A 23,230-nucleotide genomic window follows, 5' to 3' on the forward strand; every position below is an offset into this window, starting at 1 on the left:
TTTACATTATAAGGTGAAAGGTGCTACTCAGCGATCAGCCATCCCGTAACCGGATTCGCCATGGAGGGATTTGTCCAAGCCGTCGAACTCACCCTGCTGGTCGATCCTGAAGCCCACGGTTTTTTCCACCACCACACAGATCAGAAGAGTGGCGGAAGCGGCCAGGGCAATAGTCACTCCCATGCCGAGAAGTTGCACCTGCAACTGGTCGAAGGCGGTCCAGGCCCGTCCGGCTGCAGCGGAGGCCTTAACCATCCAGGAGTCGCGGATGAAAAAAGAGAGCAGGAGCACACCCAGGCCGCTGCCCACCCCGTGGATGCCGAAGCAGTCCAGGGAGTCGTCGTAGCCGAGCCGGATCTTCATGAGCAGGGCGAAGTAGCAGAGCAGCGACGAGGCGGCGCCCAGGGTGAGGGCGCCCAGGGGCTGGACCACGCCGGCGGCCGGGGTGATCACCACCAGGCCGGCCAGAATGCCGGAAACAAAGCCCAGGGAGGTGGCCTTTTTAAAGGCGATGGCCTCGACGATCAGCCAGGTCAACGCCCCGCTCGCCGCCGAGATCTGGGTCATCGTAAGCGCCCTGGCTGTTTCCAGGCCGCTCTGCACAGTGGAGCCGGCATTGAAGCCGTACCAGCCGACCCAGAGAAGCCCGGCGCCCATCATGGTCATGACCAGATTGTTCGGGTGCATGGCGGTTTTCGGGTACCCCAGCCGCGGGCCGAGGAACAGGGCGGCCACCAGGGCGCTGACTCCGGCGGAAACGTGGATCACCAGGCCGCCAGCCAGGTCGATAACCCCGTTGGCACCGGCGTTGAACAGCCAGCCGTCCGGGGCCCATATCCAGTGGCACAGAGGGCTGTAGACGAACAAAAACCAGAGAACGATGAAGAGGATGTAACCCCGGAAATAAACCCGTTCGGCAATGGCGCCGCTGATCAGGGCCGGGGTGATGATGGCGAATTTGCCCTGGAACATGGCGAGGACATATTCGGGCACGCCGTTGGTGATGGCCTCGTCGATGCCCTGGAGTAGAAAGTAATCCGGGTTCCAGCCGATGACCCCGCCGAGGATCCCCTTGCCGAAGGTAAGGCTGTAGCCGCAGACCACCCAGAGCACGCCGATCACCGCCATGGAAACAAAGCTGTGCATCATGGTGCCCAGGACATTCTTGGTGCGGACCAGGCCGCCGTAAAACATGGCCAGGCCGGGAATCATCAGAAGGACCAACCCCGTGGAGATCAGCATCCAGGCTGTGGTGCCGCTGTCGATGTTTTGGCTGTCCCCGGCCAGGGCAAGGCTGGGGAGGAGCCCAAGGCCAATGGTGGTGCAGAGTCGGGCGAAAAAACGATGGCGCATGGTGCCTCCTTGGTGTTTCGGGTTGATGTGGTGTGATAACCCACGAAACGGTTTGCGATAATCGTGCCACCGATGCGCTGTCTGTTTTCTCATGGAATATGCGCATTTTTTCGCAGGATTGGCGTGCGTTGCCCGGTTGTTCTGTGGCACAAATATGTAAAATACATGTTTGTTTTGCACATATTTGTATCGGTTTTTTGTGGAGAATCCGGCGGGAAGAGGGAGGGGGAGTTCGCAGGAAGCAGTGAGGCAGGAACTCGTATTTTTTAGGTATTGACCTGGATGGGCAAATAATGCGATACCCTTGAATAAGGTTGGTTTAAGGTTGGTTGTATCAACCTGGGGGGGGAGTTCTGGGGGAACGGCCCGTGATTTTTCAGGCAAAAGGAGAGAGGGGGATGCGCAAGTTTGTGGTAAAATTCAAGGTCGGGGGAGCAGAACTCTGGCGGACTGCCGCAATCGAAAAAACAACCGTCAATGCGCGGAACGTGGCCATGGCCATGGTTGAATTTCATCGAAAAAACGCCCGGGTCAGCGAAAAAATGACCGTCACCGAGGTGTACGAAGAGGGCTAGGGCAGACCGGTAAGGCTTTTCTCATGGGGATGTTGAAAAAAAGAGGGACGGCGAGGGCCGCTCCTCTTTTTTTTTGTGCAAAGCCGCTACCGGGAGTTGTTATGCGCGGCATGAGGCGGGGGAAACTGCAAAGAACCTCGGTCGAAGCTGTGCCCGAGAGAGAGCTGATCGCCGGGATTGTCGCCCATCGGAGAAAAAAACTGGGGGCAGCCGGGAAAGGCTGCCCCCAGTTTTTGGGGAGCTAAGGGGGATCAGGATAAAAAAGGCTCAGAAGGGCCGCATCACCCAAATGCCGCAGGGACAGGTGTCGCTGCAGAAGCCGCAGGCGATGCACTTGTCCGGGTCCGAGACATAGCGGTAGTCTTTGCCCTCCAGCTTTTCCCTGGAAATGGCCTGGGTGGGGCAGATGGTTTCGCAGAGGTGGCAGTCGCGGCAGGTGCCGCAGCTCATGCAGCGTTCCGCCTCCGCCGCCTCGGAGGAACCGGGGCACGGCTCCGGGTTGTAATGGGCCGCGGTCAGGCTGGCGTGGGGGATGAGCTGCTGGCCGAAATCCTTCCACTCCTCGCCCTTGAACCCGGCCAGGATGGCTTCCGCGGTTTTCTTGCCCGCGCCCAGGGCGTTGGTGGCCAAGCCGGGCCGCTCCACATCGCCGACAGCCGAGATCTTCGGATCGCTGGTAAGGCCCGCGGCGTTGCACTTGATCCAGCCCGCACCGCCCACGGTGATGACCTCGACGGTGTCGGGCAGAAACTTCAGGGCCGGGACATCGCCGATGGAGATGATCACGGTCTGGGCCGGGATGAGCTGGCCTGCCGCGTCAATGAGCCCCTCAGAGGTGACCTCCTTGGTCTGCACCGGCCATTTAAAGGTGGCGCCCAGCGCCTCGGCCGCCGCCTTTTCCTTGCCGAAGGCCAGGGGCTTCTGGATATCCACCAGAGTGACCTCCTTGGCTCCCAACCGGTACGCTTCGCAAGCCACATCGCAGCCCACGTTGCCTGCACCGATGATCACTACCTGCTTGCCGACCTTCATCGGCTTGGCGCTTTTCGCGTTTTTCAGGAAGTCCAGGGCCGGAATAACCCGCTCATGGCCGGGGAAGGGGATGGTGCGCGGCTGATGGGTGCCCACGGCCACAATGACGTGGTCGTATTTTTTCTTCAGCTCCGCGAATTTCTCCTTGGTCATGGCCACGCCGAAATTGGCCTTGATATTGGGCATGGAAAGGAAACGTGCAATTTCCGCGTCCCAGATCGCCTTGGGCAACCGCTCCCAGGGAATGACCTGGCCCAGCTTGCCGCCGAGTTGCTGATCGCGTTCGAAGATATGCGCCTCGACCCCTGCCTTGGCCAACTGCCAGGCCGCGTTCATCCCGGCCGGGCCGCCGCCGATGATGGCGACTTTCTTGCCCATCGGCTTGGCAAATTTGGGCGGCTTGGCGTCGCGGGCCGCACGGCCCAACATCTGCACGTCGATCTTCTCGTCCACCAGTTGCCGGGAACAGTTCTGCATGCAGAGGTTCGGGCAGACATAGCCGCAAACCGAGGCTGGCAGCGGGGTGTAGTCGAGCAGCATCTTGTAGGCCGCCTCCCCCTTGCCTTCGCGGATCAGCCGCAACCGGTCGATGGTGGGGATGTGCACCGGGCAGTAATAGGCACAGGGCGCGGCCTTGTCGCGGTTGGCCCAGAAGGGCTGCCGCCGCCTGAGATCCCCGGTCTCGATCATGCCGATGGGGGAGCGGTCCAGCCCAGGGGCCAGATCGCGGATGGGGTCGCCGCCGCCAAAGCCCGGGTTCCAGATCTTTTGCTTGAACTCGGCCATGGGCATGGGGCCTGAGAACATCAGGGCCCGGTCCTGGGGCGGGATGGAGATCAGCATCATCCATTCCTTGCGGACGGAGAGCTTCTTCAGTAGCCGGGTGCGGCCGATTTTTTTGAGATAAGCGGGCATCCGCTCCATGAGCCAAGCCCACTGCTCGTTGTTGGGCAGCACGGCCATGACGCTCTTTTTGTCATAGGAGCCGTCGTTTTTTCCCCGGTAGTAGATCCAGCCGCCGACCATGCCGACGCAGGGGCGGTAGCCCAGGACGTTTTTAGGATTCTTGGGTTCGATGCCGCAGATGACCCCGATGCCGCCGCAGTTGAATTCGGCAAAGGTGTCGCCCACCGAGCCCAGCACCCAGAGCTCCGGGCGCTGATGTTCGGGGTTCCATTTGGTCATGGTCAGGCCGCGCGCCCCGATGGAGCCGCCCACGTAGACCTTGCCTTCGGCCATGGCGTTGCAGACTCCGTTGGTGGCGTCGCCCTTGACGGTGATCTCGGCGCCGATATTGAGATAGCCCACGTCATCGGAGGCAGGCCCGTCGCAGACGATGGTGGTGCCGGGCATGCCCATGCAGCCCAACCGCTGGCCGCAGGGGCCGCTGACTTCGATCTCCACCTTCTTGCCACCGTTTTTCAAACGGCCGCCCACGTTGTGCTGGCCGTAGGTTTCCAGCTTCAACCGGGTGGATTTGGCAAAGGCCTTCTGAACCAGCTCTTCGAAATTCTTGGAGCTGATCCGCTGGCCATTGGCATCAAGCCCTTTTACGACAATTGCTTTACTCACAGCGTGCTCCTTCTTAACAGACGTATCTGATATTTAAACGTTCGGCCACATCCTTGTCATCGATGCCCAGGGCGTCGGACATGCCGATGGGCAGGCTCTGGGAGCGGCCCAGGGGCGCCATGACCTTCTTGACCTCGGTGCGGATGGACATGAAGGTCTCCACCACGCGCTGGGCGACCTGATCCGGGTCGAGACGGCGGTAGAGCTTGGGATTCTGGCTGGTGATGCCCTTGGGGCACAGGCCGATGTTGCAGACGTTGCAACGGTTCGATTCGGTGCCGAGACACCCTGCCGCCGATTGCATGATGAACTTGCCCATGTGGACGCCGCTTGCGCCCAGCATGATCAGGGCCATGCCGTTCTGGGTGACGTTGCCGTTCTTGCCCACCCCGCCCGCGGCGAAGATGGGAATTTCGTTCTGCTTGCCCTGGGCGCAGAGGTCGAGGTAACACTCGCGGACATTGGCGGCAATGGGATGGCCGGTGGCGTCCATGCTGATGTTGTAGGCAGCACCCGTGCCGCCGTCGATGCCGTCGATCATCAGCGCCCCGGCATAGGGGTTGCGCACCAGATTGTTCAGTACCGATTTGGCCGAGGTGGAGCCGGAGATTTTCGGATAGACCGGCACCCGGAAGTTCCAGGCCATGGACATGGTCTGGATCATCTTCATCACCGACTCTTCGATGGAGTAAAGGGTCTGGTGCACGGGGGGAGAAGGCAGATCCACGCCCTCGGGCACGCCGCGCAGACGGGCGATGAGCTTCGATACCTTGAACCACATCAAGAGGCCGCCGTCGCCGGGCTTGGCGCCCTGGCCGTACTTGATCTCGATGGCCGCCGGATCGCACTGCATCTCGGGGATGGCCCGGATGATCTCGTCCCAGCCGAAATAGCCGGACGCGATCTGGAGGATGATGTATTTGAGAAACGGGCTGCGCAGAACCCAGGGCGGGCAGCCGCCCTCGCCGGTGGCCATGACCACGGGGATGCCCAGGACCTCGTTGCAGTAGGCCACGCCTTGCAGCAACCCCAGCCACATATTGGGCGAGAGCGCGCCAAAGGACATGGAGCCGATGACAAAGGGGAAGATCTCCCGCACCGGCGGAATCCATTCACCGGCCAGCTTGCGGCGGACATATTCCTCCGGGGGCAGCACCCGGCCGAGCAGGGTGTTGCAGGAGAATTCGTGGCGGCCTGCATCAAGCGCCGGATCGGTGAGCATGGAGATCCGGTCGAAGATGATGCGGTCAAGCAGGCTCGCGCCCGGCACGTTGCGGCGGCCGCCGCGTTTGGCCGGTTCGCCCTGTTGGCTGTTGACGAAACGAAAGCGGTCGCGCTCACCGTTTTGCACCGGATGGATGGCCTCGTTGGGGCAGACCATGGCGCAGGAGCCGCAGCCGATGCAGCGCTTGCTCACCTCGGTGGACTGGCGGATGCCGACAAAGGTTTTGTACGAGCTGCCCCGTTCCGTGGCGGCAAGCACCAGATGGGGCATGCGCTTGCGCATGTAGGCCAGCTTCAGGGTGTTTACCGGACATACCGCGGCGCATTTGCCGCACAGGGTGCAGCGGTCTTCGCGGTGCTCGATGATCCAAGGCAGATCGTTGGGGGTCAGGCTGCTTGGTGTATTGGCAAGTGATCGAACTGAGACCATATCTGCAACTCCTGTCTGTCTGGAGGAATAATAACGGTGTGTTCCCGCATGGGCTGAAAATCCTTGGAGCGATCCCGGTCGGGGATCATGGCGTCAACGCCGCACATCTCGGAGGCAATGGCCCACTCGCCGGGTTTGCCGCCCACGGTGGCGGGGCGCATCTTCTTGGCGTCCATGACCAGCATGGAGGTTTCGTCGGGCAGGGTGCCGATCACCGCGTTGGGGCCGTCGATGATAAGCCTCCGGCAGGCATCGCGCAACCCGCGGAGAAAATCGCCCTGGGGGTGAGCGGCCAGCTCTTCGTTCTTGAGCGGGGTGATCACATGCTTGTAGGTTTCCAGAGGCAGCTTGAGCTGCTTGGTCACATAGTGGAGGATGTGGGCGAACACCTCGGAATCGGACTGGTAGCCGATGTAGCCTGGAAACCCGCGGCCGGAGAGCCAATCCTTGATGGGGATAAAGGCGGTGTTCTCGCCGTTGGTCATGGTGGCCACGCCCTGGATGAAGAAGGGATGGCAGGCATAGAGGTTGATGCCGTAGTTGGTGTTCTGGCGGCCCTGGGCCATGCAGATCCGGCTGGTGATCCGGCCGGAGTCCAGACCCAGCGCTTGGCCAACCCCGAGCGGCCAGCCCACTTCCTTGATCATGGCTACATCGGGCCAGAGAGAGAAGACGGTGAGATCCTGGCCGTGGGCCTCGCCGTCCTTGCGCAGGGCAAGACGGGTTAGCATCAGCCGGTTTTCCACTTCTTCAGCGGAGAGGCTGGCCCAGGTCGCCGATTGTTTGTAGACGCGAAGGATGTACTTAAAGCGGTCCTTGGCCTCGATCATCTGCCGTTTCACGTCAAATTCGTGATCGTACTTCAACTCGAAGCCCGCTTCGATCATGATTTTGTTCAGCCTGGCAAGGGCGGCCTCGGAGTGGGCGATCCCGGAAAGGATTGGATCTTTGGCATTGTATTTGTATTCCGCAAATTCAAGCCCCCGCAAGAGCAAGCCGAGGCCGCTGCCGTCATACCCTTCCTGCATGGCCTCCATGGCTTCCAGCACCGAAAAGGGGGAGAAAGGCTTGCTTGCGGTTTTCATGGCTAACCGACACATGTGTTGTCCTTTTTGGAGAGAGTTGTTTTCATAACCGTCCCGTGACGGTCTTTGTGTTATTTCTCTGGCCGACCCGTAAAAGTATTTTAGGCCGTTATTAAATACAGAAAAGTTCGCAATTCTACCAGGATTTTTTGCCTTACAACAGTGAATTCCGCAGCGGTAGAGATGGGAACGCTTTCCGGTCGTTTTTAGCGAGTCAAGGCCTGGGCGCGCGCTTCCAATTCCCGATAATGAAATAAGCGTTCGTATTCCACCAGGCCGGACATGGCCTGCGACTGGATACGAATGCCGGTCTCCTCAAGCACCGCGACCGGATTGAGGCCACCGATGACCACAGCCCCAATCTGGCCTTCAAGTACGGGGATTTCCAACAATGGCTGTCCCGGCCAGCCCACCATCAAAAACGCCCCCAGCCCGACTTTTTCCAGTTCTTGAATAAGGGAGAGCACCCCGTCGCGGCTGTCCGCCGGCATCTCCCTGAATCCCACCCCGATTCTGCCGTCGCCGGTTTTAATGGCTCCCAGGTAGTCGGTCATCCCGCTGCGGATGAAAATTTCCAAGGGGACAAGGCTGCTGCCATCATATTTGATGATTTCCACAAAGCGCACGGGCTTGCGGTCCCGGAGTTCCAGGAGGCCGCCGAAACTGGCGTGGGTGGGGATGCCGTGGGCCAGGAGCACTCCGTTCAGGGTTATCGAGCAGACTGTCCCCAGCCCAGCCATGTTCTCCGGGATAATCATATCCCCCAGTTGTTCGCCCGGGGCGAACAGGGCCATCATGCAGCCCATGGAATAGCCTGCGGCGTAAACCTTGCAGACCATCGGCACCGCCCGGGACAACAACGACAGGGGGATGAGGCTTATGTTGCTGATGACCGTGCCGCTTCGCCGATGCAGGTCAAAGCTCATCCGGTATGTCAACTGATCGATTTTTGCGGTGAGAAACCCGACTTTGTCAAAAATTCTGGCGTTGTCCAGCTCCATTTGGCCGGCGACGGTGATGCTCCGCCCTTTTTTGCCCAGATTGCTGGTTAACCCTCGGCGATCCAGCTCCAAAAGATAATGGCGCACGGTCCGTTCGCTGACCTCATGCCCCATGGCCTGGAGATTTTCCGTCAGCCGGGAGCTGGCAAGGGGGGCGTTCGCCTTTTGCAATAGCCGCAAGATCGCCAATTCTTTTTTTTCTGTTTTTTCAGCCACGCGGGAAAATACCTCTTTTGTTGCTATTTTTCAAACGAAAAAACGGCAATTTTGCCGAATATCGGTTGTTTGGCTTTGTGCCTGTTGGTCGAGTTTTCGTTGGAGTTTTGGGGCGAGAGTAAAGTTTTGCGGCCTTTTTGCAAGAGTTTACTCTTGGGATTGGATGTGGGGTGTGTGGCAATTTTGCCAAAAAAATACACGGATTGCTGGTTTGCTGGATGTGGTTTTTGTTGGTTTTATGCTTTTATAATGATGGGTTGATTTATATTGAAAAAAAAAAATCTGGTGTTACCATCGGCAAACCATTGCCGTATTTTTTGCGCGCTACAGTGTTGGCATGAAATGAGCGCTGGTCCGTAACCAGGGGAAATCGGTTGGTTGCGAGGTGCAAGGAAGACGAACAAGCGGAGCGGGCAGCATCGGAATTGCATGGTGTTTGGCATTGTTGCCGGCTGCTTGTCGCCGAAAAATACACTATCAAAATAATGAAAAGAGGAACGATCATGACATTCAGCAAGCCAAACCGTAGCCCCGCCACCCTGACCAGCACCCGCGTGAACCCGGCTCCGGGTTCCGGTATCTGCGTGACCTGTCTTGACGGCTGCCGGGGTCCTTGCGAGATCGGTAAATCAGCCATCAAGGGACGGGAGATGCTCTATCCCGCGCCTTTCGGTAAAACAACCTCGGGATCGGAGAAAGATTACCCTGTTGATTTTTCCCACTTCAATATCCAGGGCACTGCGGTCGGCGCGGTGGGCGTGGCTGCCGACCCGGACTTTGCCACCTTTCCCGCCGTGGACACCACCACCAAGCTGGGCGCCGATGGCAGCATTACATTGAAATTCCCGGTATTCACCGGCGCCGTGGGCTCCACGGAGATAGCCCGGGTCAATTGGGATGAGATCGCCGTGGGCGCCGCCATCTCCGGCGTCATTGTCGTGGCCGGGGAAAATATCTGCGGCATGGACCCCCAGGCGGAATTTTCCAAGGGTCGCATAATCAGGTCTCCGGAGATGGAGCGCCGGATTGCCGCGTTTAAACAATGGTACGACGGCACCGGCGGCATCATCATCCAAGCCAACGTGGAAGATACCAAGCTGGGGGTGCCGGAGTATGTCATTGAGAAGCTGGGCATTGAGATTTTTGAGTTGAAATGGGGCCAGGGCGCCAAGGACATCGGCGGCGAGGTCAAGCTGCATTCCATTGAACGGGCCCTGCAGCTCAAGGAGCGCGGCTATATCGTTCTGCCAGATCCCACCAATCCGGCGGTGGTAAGGGCGTTCAATGCCGGCGCCATCACCGAGTTCGAGCGTCATTCCCGTCTGGGTATGGTCACGGAGGAGTCCTTCCACGCTTCGGTCACGCAACTCCGTTCCGTGGGAGCCAAATACGTGACACTGAAAACTGGTGCCTATCGTCCTGCTGACCTGGCCCGGGCCATTAAATACGCCTCCGATGCCAAAATCGACCTGCTCACCATCGACGGCGCCGGCGGCGGCACCGGGATGAGTCCCTGGCGGATGATGAACGAGTGGGGTATTCCCACCGTGCAATTGGAGTGTCTGGCTCACCAGATGTGTGAGCGTCTGGCTGCCCGGGGTGCCTATATCCCCCCCATCGCCATTGCCGGCGGCCTCTCTTTGGAAGACCATGTCCATAAGGCTCTGGCCTTGGGCGCACCGTATGTGAAGGCTGTCTGTCTCGGGCGGGCCATGCTCACCGCAGCCATGGTCGGAAAGACCCATGGCCGGCTTATGCGGGAAAAGATGGAAACCGAGGAAGAAAACGTTACCGATGGCTATCTGAAGCTCTTTGCCGTTGCTGCGGACCTGCGGGAGAAGTATGGCAAGGATTTCGACAAGTTGCCTGCCGGCGCCATTGGCATGTACTCTTACATTGATAGGATGAAGCAGGGCTTGCAGCAGTTCATGGCTGGTTCCCGGAAGTTCGCGCTCAAGTACATCGAGCGCAACGACTTGGTGGCCCTGACTCGGGACGCTGCGGATGTTTCCGGCATTCCCTATGTTATGGATTCTGACCGGGAAGAGGTGGATCGGATATTGGGATAAATTCGGTTAAGCCCATCAACGGGGCGTAACGCATCGTGCCCAGGATCATGATACCTGTTCATCTGTAGTTTTTTGTACTGGTCCGGACGGCATTAAAAGTTGTTTTTTTATGGTTCAGCACCACTCTGTGCAGGCGAGCAGAGTGGTGCTTTTTTATTTTGACTTGACATGAAGAACAATTCTGCATTAAGGAGAAACTCCTCAGATTGATAGCGAGTAGCAAAAAAAAACGGGTACTGTTTTGGTTCAGATCTCCCGTGGAGCTTCGTCCTCCCAACAATTTTTCTTTCTCAATTTTTAGGGAAGGTGGCATGACCTCTCTACTGACATTCCCCAAAGGTGGTGTGCATCCGCCTGCATCAAAGGGCCTGACCGAGAACCTCGCCATCGAGGTGATGGCCACGCCCGACGAGCTTGAGATTATTCTTGGCCAGCATATCGGCGCACCCTGTACTCCCACGGTGGCCCCCAAGGATGCAGTGCAGGAAGGCCAGGTCATCGGCGAGGTGACCAAAGGGCTCGGGGTTCCCCTTCATGCCCCGGTTGCCGGCACCATCAAGAGTTTCGGCATGTCCGGCCACCCCATGCGGGTCAGCGCACCTTCCATCACCATCCAGACCAATAAAGAAGCAGCGCCGGTGCAGTATTCCCGCTGCGACTGGCAAAAGCTCGCCAAGGAAGAATTGCTGGCCAAGGTGCACGGCGCCGGGATCATCGGTATCGGCGGCGCGGGCTTTCCCTCCCATGTCAAGCTCTCCCCTCCGCCGGACAATCCGGTGGATACCCTGATTTTAAACGGCGCCGAATGCGAGCCGTACATCACCGCGGACCATCGCCAGATGTTGGAACGCGCCCAGGAGATTGTCGAGGGCGCCGTGGTGATCCTCAAGATCCTCGGCATCACCAAGTGTTTCATCGGCATCGAGAACAACAAGCCCGACGCCATCAAGACCATGACCGAGGCGGCAGCAGCCGGTTCCACCCCGGAACACACTGTTGTTGTCCAGCCCTTGCAGGTCAAGTACCCGCAGGGCTCGGAAAAACAGCTCATCCAGGCCATCACCGGGCGCAAGGTGCCCGGCTTCGCCCTGCCTTCGGCAGTGGGCGTGGTGGTCCATAATGTGAGCACCGCCAGGGCTATATATGATGCAGTGGTGCTGTCCAAGCCCCTGTACGAGAAGGTGATGACCATATCCGGCAAGGGGATCAAGCGGCCCGCCAACCTGCTGGTCAAGGTGGGAACCAGGGTCAGCGACATTGTCGAGTACCTGGGCGGGGTAACGCCGGAGCTTGCCAAGATCGTCATGGGCGGGCCGATGATGGGCTTTGCCGTGTCCTCCCTGGATATCCCGGTGACCAAGACCACCTCTTCGGTGCTGTTTCTCGCCGAGGACGAGATCGACACCACCCCCCACTCTCAGTGCATCCGCTGCGGCTGGTGCCTGGAGGCTTGCCCCATGGGGTTAGAGCCCAAGGAGGTCGGCCTCTATGTGGAGGCGGGCCGGCCGCAGGATACCGGGCAGTTCGGGGTGTTCGAATGCTTCGAGTGCGGCTGCTGCGCCTATGTCTGCCCGGCGAAACGCCCCTTGGTCCAGTTTGTCCGGCTGGCCAAGATGAAGGCCAAACGTTGATTTTTTAGAATGTAATCCAAGGAGAACGGCCATTAACGAGCACGCTTCAGAAAACCAGTCCCCCGTTGCCTCGCAAGGGTTGTGGAAGGTTTCCATTTCCCCCCATGTGAAGAGCGGCGAGTCGGTTGAGAAAATCATGTGGACCGTGGTGGCCTGCCTGGTGCCGCCCCTGGTTCTTTCCGTATTCATCTTCGGCATCCAGACCCTGCTCATCACCGCGGTCAGCGTGGCGAGCTGCGTGGCCGTCGAGGCCGCAACCCAGAAGGCCATGGGTCGTAAAATCACCATTTCCGACGGCAGCGCGGTGATCACCGGTATGCTCATCGCCTTTGTCATTCCCCCTGGGGTATCGCCGCTGCTGCCCATCCTGGGCGCGGTCATGGCTATCGCCATCGGCAAGCATCTGCTGGGCGGAATCGGTTACAACATCTTCAACCCGGCCCTGCTGGCCCGGGCCTTTCTTCTCGCCACCTTCCCGGTGGCCATGACCTCGGCCTGGCTGCCGCCGCTTTCCGATATGGCGATCTTTTCCTATCTGGGCACTTCCATCGACGCCGTGGCCACCGCCACCCCGCTGGCCGTGCTCAAGACCCAGGGGCTCGGCGCCTTTACCGAACAGTTCGGCGCCGCAGCCAATCTCTACACCAATTTTTTCCTCGGCTGGCGGCCCGGCTCCATCGGCGAAACCTCCGGGTTACTCATTGTTCTGGGCGGGCTCTATCTGCTCTATCGCGGCTATATCACCTGGCATATTCCGGTTTCCATGCTGGCCACCATCGCTCTGCTCTCCTGGTGCTTCGGCGGGGAGGTTCTGTTCTCCGGTGATCCCCTGCTGGCCGTGCTTTCCGGCGGCGCCTTGCTGGGCGCCTTTTTCATGGCCACCGATTATGTGACCAGCCCGACCAACAAGACCTCCCAGCTCATCTTCGGCGTCGGCATCGGGGCGCTTACCGTGCTGATCCGTCTCAAGGGCGGCTATCCCGAGGGGATTTGCTACGCCATCCTGCTCATGAACCCGGTGAGCCCGGTGCTGGACGGATTCTTTAAGCCCAAGCGCTTTGCGCCTCTCCAGGGAGGTGGCAAATGAAGGATATTCTCACCATCATCTTCCGGTTGACCGTGGCCTGCCTGCTGGCCGGCTTGGTCATGGGCGCAGCCTTCATCGCCACCAACAAGGCGAAGAAGCACAATATCCATGTCAACGAGCAGAAGGTCATGCTCAGCCTGCTGGGATATTCTGAAAAAAAACCGGCCCCGGACAGCGTGGCCATGCATGAGATGTACCGCTACCTCGTCGGCGAAGGCGAGGAGCTGACCATGGGCTATCTCCTTCCCCTGCAAGATGGAACATTTTCCTTTGTGACCATCGATCTGGCGGGCACCTTTGTGGCCCAGACCCCCGTGGCGCTTGTCGCGGAAAAGGCAACCGAGGAGGGTGAGCGCACCCAGGCGGTTGGCGCGGCCATCGGCGCGGATAAACTGCTCCGTTACGCAGACCAGACCATCGTGGTCACCGACAACGGCAAGCGCATGGCCTATCTCCTGCCCGGCAGGTTTCCCGGCTTCAAGACCTTCATCGGGGCCATGCTGGCCCTGGACCAGGATTTCACCATCCGCGGTCTGGAGATCATGGAGCATGAAGAAGATCCTGGCTTGGGCGCGGAGATAGACCAGGAATATTTCAAGAACCAGTTCAAGGGCAAGCCCCTTGAAACGGTGAAGAAGCTGGAAGTCAAGAAAACGCCCCTGCCCGAGGAATACCTCAAGGCGCTGGAGGCAGGCAAGTCCGGTCTCGGCGCGGAAGAGGTGGCCCGCATCCAGGAACAGTACCAGGATGACGATATCTACGCCCTCACCGGCGCCACCATTTCAAGCAGCGCGGTGACCAACGGGGTCAAGGCGATGGTGAAGAAGTTCGCCTACCGCTTGGCGATCCTGGATCGGGTTTTGGCTGAACAGCATATCGCGACGCCTTTTTAGGAGAATGTGACAGTGGCGACTGACAAAACAAACCTGCAACTGGTGGTCAACGGGATCCTGAACGAGAACCCCATCTTCCGGCTGGTGCTTTCCATGTGTCCGGCGGTGGGAATCAGCACCACGGTGATGAACGGCTTCATGCTGGGGATCGCCGTCCTCTTTGTCCAGGTCTTTTCAAGCTGCACCATTTCCCTGTTCAAGAATGTCATCCATCCTCGGATCCGGATCCCAACCTACACCCTGACCATCGCCACCTGGGTAACGGTGATCGACATGGTCCTGGCCGCCTATCTGCCCGAGGCCTACGCCAGGATGGGCATTTTTGTCAAGCTCATCGTCGCCTTTGCCATCATCACCATGCGCTTGGAGATGTTCGCCTGCAAGGAGAGCGTCAATGCCTCGTTCTGGGACGGCATCGGCATGGGGCTCGGCTTCATGTTCGGCATGATGGCCCTGGGTTTTGTTCGCGAGCTGCTGGGCCTGGGCACCGTCCTTGGCTACGATGTGCTGGGCTTTAAGCCCTTGCTCTTCTTCGTGCTGCCTTTTGCCGGGTTTTTCTGCGTTGGCCTGATGATGGCCTTTTTCAACTATGTCGAGATCGTCTACAAGCGAGCAAAACGGGCCTGAGTTTATGAATATGCATGGTATGAGAAGAATACTGCTTTCCCTTGTTCTGCTCCTTGGCTTGCCGGTTCTGGCGCAGGCGCAGGAGCTGATTGCCGGGAAGTCCTTCGGTAAGGCGCCAAACGAGATCGTCGTCACCTTTGCCGGACCAGTGGACCGCGCCGTGGTTGAGGATCCGGCAAACTATCGGGTTTACGAGGAGCAGGATCCGGACATCAAGCTTGCGCTGGAAAGCGTGGTTCTGGCCGATGATCAGAAAACCGCCACCCTGACCTTTGCGGAGCCGCTCAATTCCCGGTTGCCCCATGTGGTCACCGTCAGCCGGGTTGCCGAAAGCGGGGTTGCGGCGACCTTTACGGTGATGAAGCCCTATCTGGGCTATCTGCTCTCCATCCTCATCAGCGCCCTGTTGATCAACAACTTCGTCTTTACCAAGTATCTCGGCCTCTGCGTCTTTTTCGGCACCTCCAAGCGCAAGGATACGGCCAAGGGCATGGGGCTCACCTTCACCCTGGTCATGGTGGTCAGCGCCATCATGAGCTGGTTTTTCTACCAGTTTATCCTCAAGCCCTATGACCTGAACTTTTTGCAGATCGTGATCTTCATCGGCCTGGTTTCCCTTACGGTACAGGCGGTGGACACGGTGCTGCGCAAGGTGAACCCCGCTCTGTTCAACGCCTTTGGCGTGTATCTGGTGCTGGTCATCGCCAACTGCGTGATCATCGCGGTGCCGCTGATTTTGGCTGACAACGAATACAATTTTTTTGAGTCCTTCATGCTTGCCCTGGGGGCAGGCGGCGGTTTCCTGCTCGCCCTGTATCTGATGAGTTCGGTGCGGGAGAGGATGGAGCTGGCCAATATTCCGCCGACCTTCAAGGGCGTACCCATCGCCTTTATCGTTGCCGGACAGTTTGCCTTGGCGTTTCTGGGATTCTCCGGGCTCACTCTTTTTTAGTGGCCGCACCTCGGTTTTACAGAGGCTTTTGCAAAAGGCCTCAAGAGTTCCCTCCCCCCTGGCGGGGGAGGGCTGGGGAGAGGGGGAAATAGCTATGACCCCGGCAGGGTGCAACTTCACCCACCCCCCGACCCCCTCCCGTCGAGGGAGGGGGAGTCAATTTGGAAGAGTTTTGCAAGAGACTCTATTGTAACGGCGTGATGATTTAGAAATAATTTTCTGCGGTTTACGTGGGATAGGTGTGGTAATGGATCCAGCATTAGTCAAACTCGCCCTGGGCGGCATCGCTCTTTTGGGCTGCATCGGTCTCTTCTTCGGCATCGGTCTTGCCCTGGCGGCGCATAAATTCGCCGTTGAGGCCAACCCCCTGATCGAAGAGGTCTTGGAGTCCTTGGCTGGCGCCCAGTGCGGCGGCTGCGGCTATCCCGGTTGCGAGGGCTACGCCATTGCGGTGGTCACCAACCCCGAGGTGCCGCCCAACCTCTGCTTTCCCGGCAAGGAAAAGGTGGCCGAACGGGTGGCCCAGCTCACCGGCAAGAAGATGACCGCGGTGGAGGATATGATCGCCCTGGTCCGCTGCTCCCGCAAGGAAGGCAGGGTCAGCCACAAGCACGAGTACATCGGCTTTGCCTCCTGCACCGCGGCCAATCTCGGCTTCGGCGGGCCGTCATCCTGCAACTATTCCTGCATCGGGCTGGGGGAATGTGCCGAGAGCTGCCCCTTTGACGCCATTGCCATGGTGGACGGCTTTCCGGTGGTCAACCCCGACAAGTGCGTGGCCTGCGGCACCTGCGTCCGGGCCTGCCCCAAAAAAGTCATCGAGTTGATGAGCCTCAAGGCCAGGGTGCATGTGCCGTGCTCCACCAAGGACCTTGGCAAGAATGTCCGCAAGGTCTGCGAGGTGGGCTGTATCTCCTGCCAGATGTGCGTGAAGAAATGCCCGGCCGAGGCCATTGCCTACACGGACGGCCTGATCACGATCGACCATCCGAAGTGCATTGCCTATGGCCCGGAGTGCCAGGAGATCTGTGTGGAAAAATGCCCCCGCAATATCATGCGGAAATACGAAGGAAGAGTAGCCATTGCCCGCCAGGCCGACGGCCTGAAGATGGCATCCTAGATAGAGGAACGAGGAAAACGATGAAGACAAAGTCAATCATGCCGCATCCGTGCAATCCGCAGAGAAGAACCTTTTTAAAGCTTTCCGGCCTGCTCGGCCTTGGCGCGGCTTCCGCGGCCCTGCTACCCACGCCCCAGGCGGAGGCGGTTCTTTTTGGCCCCAAGGAATACAAGGTTTCCTCGACCCGGCTGGTCATGGGCTCTTTTTTGTCCATCACCGCCATCCACACCTCCAAGGATGAGGCGGAAAACGTGATCGGCCTCGCCTGGGAGGAGATCGACAGGTTGGGCAAGCTCTTGAGCCGCCACGACTCCACCACTCCGGTTTCCCAGCTCAACAGCACCGGCGTCCTGCGCAAGGCGCCGTCCGAGGTGCTTGAGGTGGTGGCCCGTTCCCTCTATCTTAACAAGCAGACCGGCGGCGCCTTTGACATCACGGTCAAGCCCCTGGTTGATCTCTTTAAGGATCGTTTTGCCGCCGGTGCGACTCCCTCCGAAACTGAGATCAGCGCGCTTCTCCCCCGGGTGGGTTCCGAGCAGATCCGCTTTTCTGCCGGCGATATCTCCTTTGCGCGGCAGGGCATGGGCCTCACCCTGGACGGCATCGCCCCCGGCTATATTGTGGACCGTGCTTCCGCGCTGCTTGCGGCAAAGGGGATCAACAACCATCTCATCAATTGCAGCGGCGACATCCGCACCAGCGGCACCGCGGCCAAGGGCAAGCCCTGGACCGTGGCCATTCAGGATCCGGCCAAGCAGAAAGCCTATCCCGAGGTGCTGACCATGACCACCGGCGCCATCTCCACCTCCGGCAGCTACGAGGTGTTTTACGACCGCGAGAAGATGTTCCACCACATCGTCACCCCCCAGACCGGTCGTTCCCCCAGGCTGGCAACCAGTGTCACGGTCAAGGCGCATTCGGTCATGGACGCCGATGGACTGGCCACCGGGATCATGGTCATGCCGCCGGCGGAAGGCATTCGTTTCGCCGACAGCCAGCCGGGATGCGCATGTTTTGTTGTGGCTCAGGATGGGAGTTTTAAAAAATCCGCAGGCTGGAACACGCTCGTCTGATTGGTTGAGGCGACAGAGTGCAGGTGAAAAAAGAGGCCTGCGGGCCTCTTTTTTTATGGGAGAATGTGAACCATGTCCGAACTGAAAAATCCCCTGGAGATCTATGCGGCCCTGGCCAAGTCAAACTGCGGCCAGTGCGGGGTTCCTTCATGTATGGCCTTTGCCGCCTCGGTGCTCCAAGGGCAAAAGCAATTGGCTGCGTGTCCGTATCTGGACCCGGCGGTCGTCACCCAGTTGGGCCAGAGGATCGTCCGGCGCCGCTCCCTGGAAGATGACCACCAGCAGGCCATCCAGGAGCTGCGGCGGCAGGTGGCTCTTCTTGATTTTTCTTCTTTGGCGCCACGGCTCGGGGCGCGGCTGGTGGAGGGCAATCTGGCCATCAACTGCCTGGGCAAGGATTTTTGCATCACCCCTTCCGGGGAGATGATCTCCGACTGCCATCTCAACCACTGGATCTATGTGCCTCTGCTCTACTATGTGATCCTCTGCAAGGGCACAGAGCCGCAGGGCGAGTGGGTTCCCTACGCCACCTTGCCCGGGGCGGCCGAATGGAGCCAGTATTTCAGCCACCGCTGCGAAGAGCCTCTGCGCCATTTGGCCGATGCCCATTGCTCCCTGATTTTTGAAATGTTCCATCTGTTCGGAGCACAGCCTGTTGTCCTGTCTGGCGGCGCGGACCATTCGCTCCAAATCCTGCCTCTGCCCAAGGTGCCTTTCCTGATTAATTACTGGGAGCCGGAAGAGGGGTTTGCCTCGAAATTGAACATTCTGCTCGACCGCTCGGCCGCGGAGAACATCAACGCCCAATCCATCAATCTGCTTGCCCGGGGCATCATCGAGATGTTTCGCCAGCTTATTCTAAGGCACAGCCGGGACGGCAAGCTTTTCTGAGTAAACGGCCATCTCGGGCACCGCATCTGCTTTGTCATCGGCCTGCTCGTGTGCGATAGCACACTTCGCAGACCTCTTCCGCGCATCTGCACCACCCGATGGCCGTTTACGGGGGGGGGCAGTAATCAGTTCGTTTTAGCTCCTCTTTCGGTCCGGAGAATGAACATGACGATCCGTTCCCGCATTGCACCGACCCCCAGCGGCCTGCTCCATCTTGGCAACGCGGTAAATTTTATTCTCACCTGGCTGATGGTGCGCAAGGCAGGCGGAACGCTACGCTTGCGCATCGATGATGCCGATTGCCTTCGCGCCAAGCCGGAATATCTTGAGGATATCTTCCGTCAGCTCGATTGGCTCAAAATCACCTGGGATGAGGGGCCGACGGGCCCGGACGACTTTCGCTCCCGGTTTTCCCAGCAGCTTAGGCAGGAGCGGTATCGGAGCTTTCTGGCCGAGCTGGGGCGGTTGGGGCATCTCTATCCCTGCAACTGCTCGCGCAGCACGATCAGGCAACTCGCGCCGGATGGGGTGTATCCTGGTTTCTGCCGGGACCGCGCCGGAGCGTTTACGGCAGGGGAGGCGCAACGGGTGCGGGTGCCGGAGGGGAGCGTGTTTCGGGTGGAAGGGCAGGAGGTCGCGCTCTGCAACACGATGGGGGATTTTGTTCTCTGGCGGAAAGAGGACCTGCCTGCTTACCAATTGGTCAGCCTGGTCGATGATCTGGATGACCGGATCAATCTCATTGTCCGCGGCCAGGACTTATTGCCTTCCACTGCGGCCCAGCTTTTTCTTGCCGGGTTGCATGGGAATAATTTTTTCGCGGAAACAACCTTTCTCCATCATCCCCTGGTGCTGGGTGAAGACGGCAGGAAGCTCTCCAAGTCGGACAACGCTTTGTCCCTGGCAGCCCTGCGGGAGAAAAAGCTTTCCCCGGTTCCAGTGTATCAGGAGGTGGCACGGCAGGTGGGGATTGAGCCGGATGGGATCGTTACCCTTGAGGATTTGCTTCTCAGGTTTAGGGAAATTTCTTGATTGGATTCATCCGGTAGGCCAGGGCTCTCTTTCTTCTTTTGGGCACGCAAAAGAAGAAAAAGGAAACTACGCTAAGATTCTCCCCATCTTTTTCAGAGAGTACTCCATGGGCCCAGCCGACTCGGCTTGGCCACTGCCCGGGCCAGCCGACTGGAAAACTCCTCCCCGGGAATCTCCCTGGCTCCCAGCCTCTGCAGATGCCCGGTGCCGACCTGGCAATCGATCAGCTCGAATTTCCAACCCTTCAGCCGCTCAACCAGTCCGGCCAAGGCTACCTTGGAGCTGTCGCGCACCAGGCTGAACATGGATTCCCCGAAAAAGGCCGCGCCCAAGGAAACGCCGTACAACCCGCCGACCAGTTTTCCCCCCTGCCAGCATTCCACCGAATGGGCATGACCCAGGGCATGCAAATTCTGATACGCCTCGATCATCTCCGCACTGAGCCAGGTTCCCTCTCCCTCTTCAAGCCGGAGATGGGCGCACTGGTGAATAACCCCGGAAAAATCCGTGTCAAAGGTGAGGCGAAACACCTGCTGCCGGATGGTGCGTCCCAGCCGTTTGGACAGATGAAATTCTTCGGGAAACAGGACCAGGCGCGGATTGGGCGACCACCAAAGGATCGGTTCGCCGGGGGAGTACCAGGGGAAGATGCCCTGCCGGTAGGCCAGCAGCAACCGCGCCACGGAAAGGTCGCCGCCCACCGCCAGCAGGCCGTCTTCCTCGGCCAGGGCCGGAGGCGGAAAAAGCAGGCTGTCGCTCAGTTGGAAGACAGGCATGGGATTGGCTGCGGATGGATAAGGAAAAAGGCCAAGAGGGAGGGGCCCTCGGCAGGCATGTTCAGGCGATCCGCTGGATGCGGGGGATCTCGTGGATGCCGGTGGTGCAAACATTGAGATCCCGAAGGATGCCGTCGCTCACCCGGTAGATCCAGCCGTGCACCGCCAGCTCCTGCCCGGACTTCCAGGCGTTCTGCACCATGGTCGTATGGCAGACGTTGGCCACCTGTTCAACCACGTTCAATTCGCAGAGCAGGTCGAGCTTTTCCTTTTCGCTGGGCTGGGCATCGATTTCTTTCTGGTGAAACCGGTACACGTCCTTGATGTGTCTCAGCCAGTTGTCGATGAGGCCGTGCTCGCTGTTTTCCAGGGCGGCGGTGATGCCGCCGCAATCGTAGTGGCCGCAGACGATGATGTGCTTGACCTTGAGCACATCCACCGCGTACTGGATCACCGAGAGGCAGTTGAGGTCGGTGTGGACCACCACGTTGGCGATGTTGCGGTGCACGAAGATCTCGCCCGGCAGCATGTTGACGATTTCGTTGGCAGGCACCCGGCTGTCGGCGCAGCCGATCCAGAGGTACTCGGGCCGTTGCTGGCTTGAGAGTTTGCTGAAAAAATCCGGGTCAGCCTTTTTGATGGCGGCTGCCCAGCTCTTGTTGTTATCGAAAAGATGCTTCAAAACCTGCATGGATTTCCTTGAGGTGCGGTCAGTGGAGGTGATCAGTTTCGATTGGCGTTCATGGCGAAGGCGGTCAACTCGATGAGAAACTGGTTTAAGTTCTGGAGATCGTCGTGCCTGAGGACGATGTTGATCGCGCCCAGCACCTCCTTGCTTCGATCCGAACGCAGGGCCGAGATGAAGGCGAGGATCATCTCGCGGTCAAACAGCGTGTCGATTCCCTCGCACAGCGTCCGGAGGGCCTCTTCGACGGGCAGGGCGTCCCGGTAGGGGCGTTTGGAGGTCAGGGCGTCGAAGACATCCGCCACCGCGATGATCCGGCCGAACAGGGAGATGTCGGCGCCTGCCAGGCCGAGGGGGTAGCCGGTACCGTCCATGCGTTCGTGGTGCTGGGTCGCGCCATCGAGGATATGGGCTGGCAGCTTGATGGGTTGGAGGATTTTGTCGGTGAAGACCGGGTGCTTCTGGATCAGGCAGTACTCTTCGCTGGTGAGCTTGCCGGGTTTGCTCAAGATAAGTTCCGAGATGCCGATCTTGCCCAGATCATGCATGTACCCGGCGATTTCCAGGTCGTTGAGCTGCTGGCTGTCGATGCCGAGTTCCCCGCCGATGGCCAGGGCGTACTTGGCCACCCGGAAGGAATGGCCGTGGGTATACTCGTCCTTGGCATCGATGGCCGCGGCCAGGGCCTTGACCGTGTTCAGGTAGAGATCCTGGAGGCTGTCGTACAGGCGCAGGGTTTCAAAGGTAGGCGAGATGATGTTTTCGATGATGCCGACCAACTGTTTTTCGGAAGCGGAAAAAGCCCGGTGGTCGCCGGTGCGGATAAAGAGCATCTGGCCGCTTAACCCTTTTTTTTCCTTGATCGGCGAGTAGAGCAGCGAGGCGCCGTCCTCGCGGGTGCAGATGATGGTGGAGCCGGAGGCCGAGCGCTGCAGGTTGGCGCTCTGCCGGTTTGCGGCCACTTCCTCTTCCGTCATCCGGTGGGTGACGCGGATTTCCTCTCCCCACCTCCCCTTGGTCTGGATAAATCCCTGGTCCGCCTTGGTTGCCGTGGCGATTTCCTCCAGGATGATCTGGTAGCATTTTTTCAGGTCGTCGATGCCGATGATCTTCTTGGCAACCTTGACCAGGAAGTTCATCTGGCTGGCGAGTTGCAGCATCTCCTCGGTGGTTTCCTGGAGCTCGGTTTCCCGGAGGAGCTGGCTGTTCAGGGCCGCAAGGCAATAGAGGATGTGCGGTTCGGCCTGGTCAAGACGAGCCGGGTCTGGCGCGGCGCAGACAATCCCGCCGATGTTGGAGGGAAAGCGGAAGGGGTAGGCGCGGCTGGCCGGGGTGTCGTGCCCCTCGGGTTGCCGGCTTGCCACGGCCATCCCCTCGCTGTCGACCACGGTGACGGCAAGGTTGTGCGCTTCGGCGAGATAGTCGATTGATTGGTCCAGAAAAGCGGTGTCGAACAGATAGTCCCGAATAGAGGCCATGGCAGGTCAGTTCGTTCCGAGGATGTCGCGGATGGCCTGGGAAAGTTCTTCCCGGCAGATCGGCTTGTTTAAAAAGCCGATGCCGCCTGCCTCCTTGGCCTGCTCAATACTTTCTTCGCTCCCCAGAGCGGTGAAGAAGGCCACGGGGATATGGGTGGTGCGCTTGTCCGCCTTGATCTGCCAAGTTGCCTCAAAGCCACCCATGACCGGCATTTCGATGTCCATGATAATCATGTCCGGCTGGACTTCGACGGCCAGCTCGTAACCCAGGAGGCCGTTTTCCGCGGTGATGGAGCGGTGTCCCAGTTGCTGGACAAGCTGGCTGACGATGCGCCGGATCATGGCGGAATCATCGACTATGAGGATGGTTTTAAACATGAAGCATAACTCGCAACGTGTAAGGGGGATGTGGCCCCGGTGGACAATGC

Annotated in this window: 20 protein-coding genes; 11 read left to right on the top strand and 9 right to left on the bottom strand. The window is 59.2% G+C overall.

The window, feature by feature from the left end; genetic code table 11:
- Positions 1 to 27: 27 nt before the first annotated feature.
- Positions 28 to 1,353 carry an ammonium transporter gene (locus MWR57_RS13660; protein WP_423125378.1) on the bottom strand — a complete coding sequence of 442 codons (1,326 nt, stop codon included), beginning with the start codon at positions 1,351 to 1,353 and terminating at the stop codon, positions 28 to 30.
- Positions 1,354 to 1,751: 398 nt separating this feature from the next.
- Between MWR57_RS13660 and MWR57_RS13665 the strand changes: the two genes are divergently transcribed.
- Positions 1,752 to 1,928: a hypothetical protein gene (locus tag MWR57_RS13665; protein WP_423125379.1), complete on the top strand. Its 177-nt coding sequence runs from the start codon at positions 1,752 to 1,754 to the stop codon at positions 1,926 to 1,928.
- Positions 1,929 to 2,195: 267 nt separating this feature from the next.
- Here the strand turns inward: MWR57_RS13665 and MWR57_RS13670 are convergent, their stop codons facing one another.
- The 4 genes from MWR57_RS13670 to MWR57_RS13685 all read right to left on the bottom strand — a co-directional run bounded on the left by MWR57_RS13670 (position 2,196) and on the right by MWR57_RS13685 (position 8,488).
- Positions 2,196 to 4,532 (bottom strand): FAD-dependent oxidoreductase, encoded by a 2,337-nt coding sequence (locus MWR57_RS13670; protein WP_423125380.1) that lies wholly within the window; start codon positions 4,530 to 4,532, stop codon positions 2,196 to 2,198.
- A gap of 13 nt (positions 4,533 to 4,545) precedes the next feature.
- On the bottom strand, positions 4,546 to 6,186 hold the full coding sequence (locus MWR57_RS13675; RefSeq protein WP_423125381.1) for a glutamate synthase-related protein: 1,641 nt from the start codon (positions 6,184 to 6,186) through the stop codon (positions 4,546 to 4,548).
- A complete protein-coding gene (locus tag MWR57_RS13680; RefSeq protein ID WP_423125382.1) occupies positions 6,144 to 7,286 on the bottom strand; it encodes a class II glutamine amidotransferase domain-containing protein in 1,143 nt (380 codons plus the stop codon). Before MWR57_RS13680 ends, MWR57_RS13675 begins: the two co-directional genes overlap by 43 nt.
- A gap of 191 nt (positions 7,287 to 7,477) precedes the next feature.
- Entirely contained in the window at positions 7,478 to 8,488 is a 1,011-nt protein-coding gene (locus tag MWR57_RS13685; RefSeq protein ID WP_423125383.1) for a DUF128 domain-containing protein, read from the bottom strand.
- Between the two features lie 503 nt (positions 8,489 to 8,991).
- Here MWR57_RS13685 and MWR57_RS13690 point away from each other — a divergent pair.
- The 10 genes from MWR57_RS13690 (at position 8,992) to MWR57_RS13735 (ending at position 19,863) form a co-directional block, all read left to right on the top strand.
- A complete protein-coding gene (locus tag MWR57_RS13690) occupies positions 8,992 to 10,557 on the top strand; it encodes an FMN-binding glutamate synthase family protein (RefSeq protein WP_423125384.1) in 1,566 nt (521 codons plus the stop codon).
- A 311-nt stretch (positions 10,558 to 10,868) separates the two neighbouring features.
- Positions 10,869 to 12,188 (top strand): electron transport complex subunit RsxC, encoded by a 1,320-nt coding sequence (rsxC, locus tag MWR57_RS13695; RefSeq protein ID WP_423125385.1) that lies wholly within the window; start codon positions 10,869 to 10,871, stop codon positions 12,186 to 12,188.
- Between the two features lie 79 nt (positions 12,189 to 12,267).
- Positions 12,268 to 13,275, top strand: a complete 1,008-nt coding sequence (locus MWR57_RS13700; RefSeq protein ID WP_423125386.1) for an RnfABCDGE type electron transport complex subunit D — start codon at positions 12,268 to 12,270, stop codon at positions 13,273 to 13,275.
- Positions 13,272 to 14,168, top strand: coding sequence for an FMN-binding protein (locus MWR57_RS13705; protein ID WP_423125387.1), 897 nt, complete (start codon positions 13,272 to 13,274; stop codon positions 14,166 to 14,168). Before MWR57_RS13700 ends, MWR57_RS13705 begins: the two co-directional genes overlap by 4 nt.
- A gap of 12 nt (positions 14,169 to 14,180) precedes the next feature.
- The gene (rsxE, locus tag MWR57_RS13710; RefSeq protein WP_423125388.1) at positions 14,181 to 14,795 is read left to right on the top strand and encodes an electron transport complex subunit RsxE; all 615 of its coding nucleotides are present in this window, start codon (positions 14,181 to 14,183) and stop codon (positions 14,793 to 14,795) included.
- 19 nt (positions 14,796 to 14,814) lie between these two features.
- On the top strand, positions 14,815 to 15,747 hold the full coding sequence (locus MWR57_RS13715) for an electron transport complex protein RnfA (RefSeq protein WP_423125389.1): 933 nt from the start codon (positions 14,815 to 14,817) through the stop codon (positions 15,745 to 15,747).
- A 247-nt stretch (positions 15,748 to 15,994) separates the two neighbouring features.
- A complete protein-coding gene (gene rnfB, locus MWR57_RS13720; protein WP_423125390.1) occupies positions 15,995 to 16,867 on the top strand; it encodes an RnfABCDGE type electron transport complex subunit B in 873 nt (290 codons plus the stop codon).
- A 20-nt stretch (positions 16,868 to 16,887) separates the two neighbouring features.
- Positions 16,888 to 17,940, top strand: a complete 1,053-nt coding sequence (locus tag MWR57_RS13725) for an FAD:protein FMN transferase (protein WP_423125391.1) — start codon at positions 16,888 to 16,890, stop codon at positions 17,938 to 17,940.
- Positions 17,941 to 18,012: 72 nt separating this feature from the next.
- Positions 18,013 to 18,831 carry a DUF3786 domain-containing protein gene (locus MWR57_RS13730; RefSeq protein WP_423125392.1) on the top strand — a complete coding sequence of 273 codons (819 nt, stop codon included), beginning with the start codon at positions 18,013 to 18,015 and terminating at the stop codon, positions 18,829 to 18,831.
- A gap of 165 nt (positions 18,832 to 18,996) precedes the next feature.
- A complete protein-coding gene (locus MWR57_RS13735; RefSeq protein ID WP_423125393.1) occupies positions 18,997 to 19,863 on the top strand; it encodes a glutamate--tRNA ligase family protein in 867 nt (288 codons plus the stop codon).
- A 92-nt stretch (positions 19,864 to 19,955) separates the two neighbouring features.
- Here MWR57_RS13735 and aat read toward each other — a convergent pair whose 3' ends face one another.
- From aat to MWR57_RS13755, 4 genes are all read right to left on the bottom strand, one after another.
- Complete coding sequence (gene aat / locus MWR57_RS13740) at positions 19,956 to 20,639, bottom strand: leucyl/phenylalanyl-tRNA--protein transferase (RefSeq protein WP_423125394.1); 684 nt, start codon at positions 20,637 to 20,639, stop codon at positions 19,956 to 19,958.
- Positions 20,640 to 20,700: 61 nt separating this feature from the next.
- A complete protein-coding gene (gene can / locus MWR57_RS13745) occupies positions 20,701 to 21,330 on the bottom strand; it encodes a carbonate dehydratase (protein WP_423125395.1) in 630 nt (209 codons plus the stop codon).
- Positions 21,331 to 21,362: 32 nt separating this feature from the next.
- Positions 21,363 to 22,802, bottom strand: coding sequence for an HD-GYP domain-containing protein (locus tag MWR57_RS13750; RefSeq protein WP_423125396.1), 1,440 nt, complete (start codon positions 22,800 to 22,802; stop codon positions 21,363 to 21,365).
- Positions 22,803 to 22,808: 6 nt separating this feature from the next.
- Positions 22,809 to 23,180: a response regulator gene (locus tag MWR57_RS13755; protein ID WP_423125397.1), complete on the bottom strand. Its 372-nt coding sequence runs from the start codon at positions 23,178 to 23,180 to the stop codon at positions 22,809 to 22,811.
- Positions 23,181 to 23,230: the final 50 nt, after the last annotated feature.

The organism is Hydrosulfovibrio ferrireducens, from assembly GCF_046883345.1.
In the GTDB taxonomy this organism is placed as follows: domain Bacteria; phylum Desulfobacterota; class Desulfobulbia; order Desulfobulbales; family Desulfurivibrionaceae; genus Thiovibrio; species Thiovibrio ferrireducens.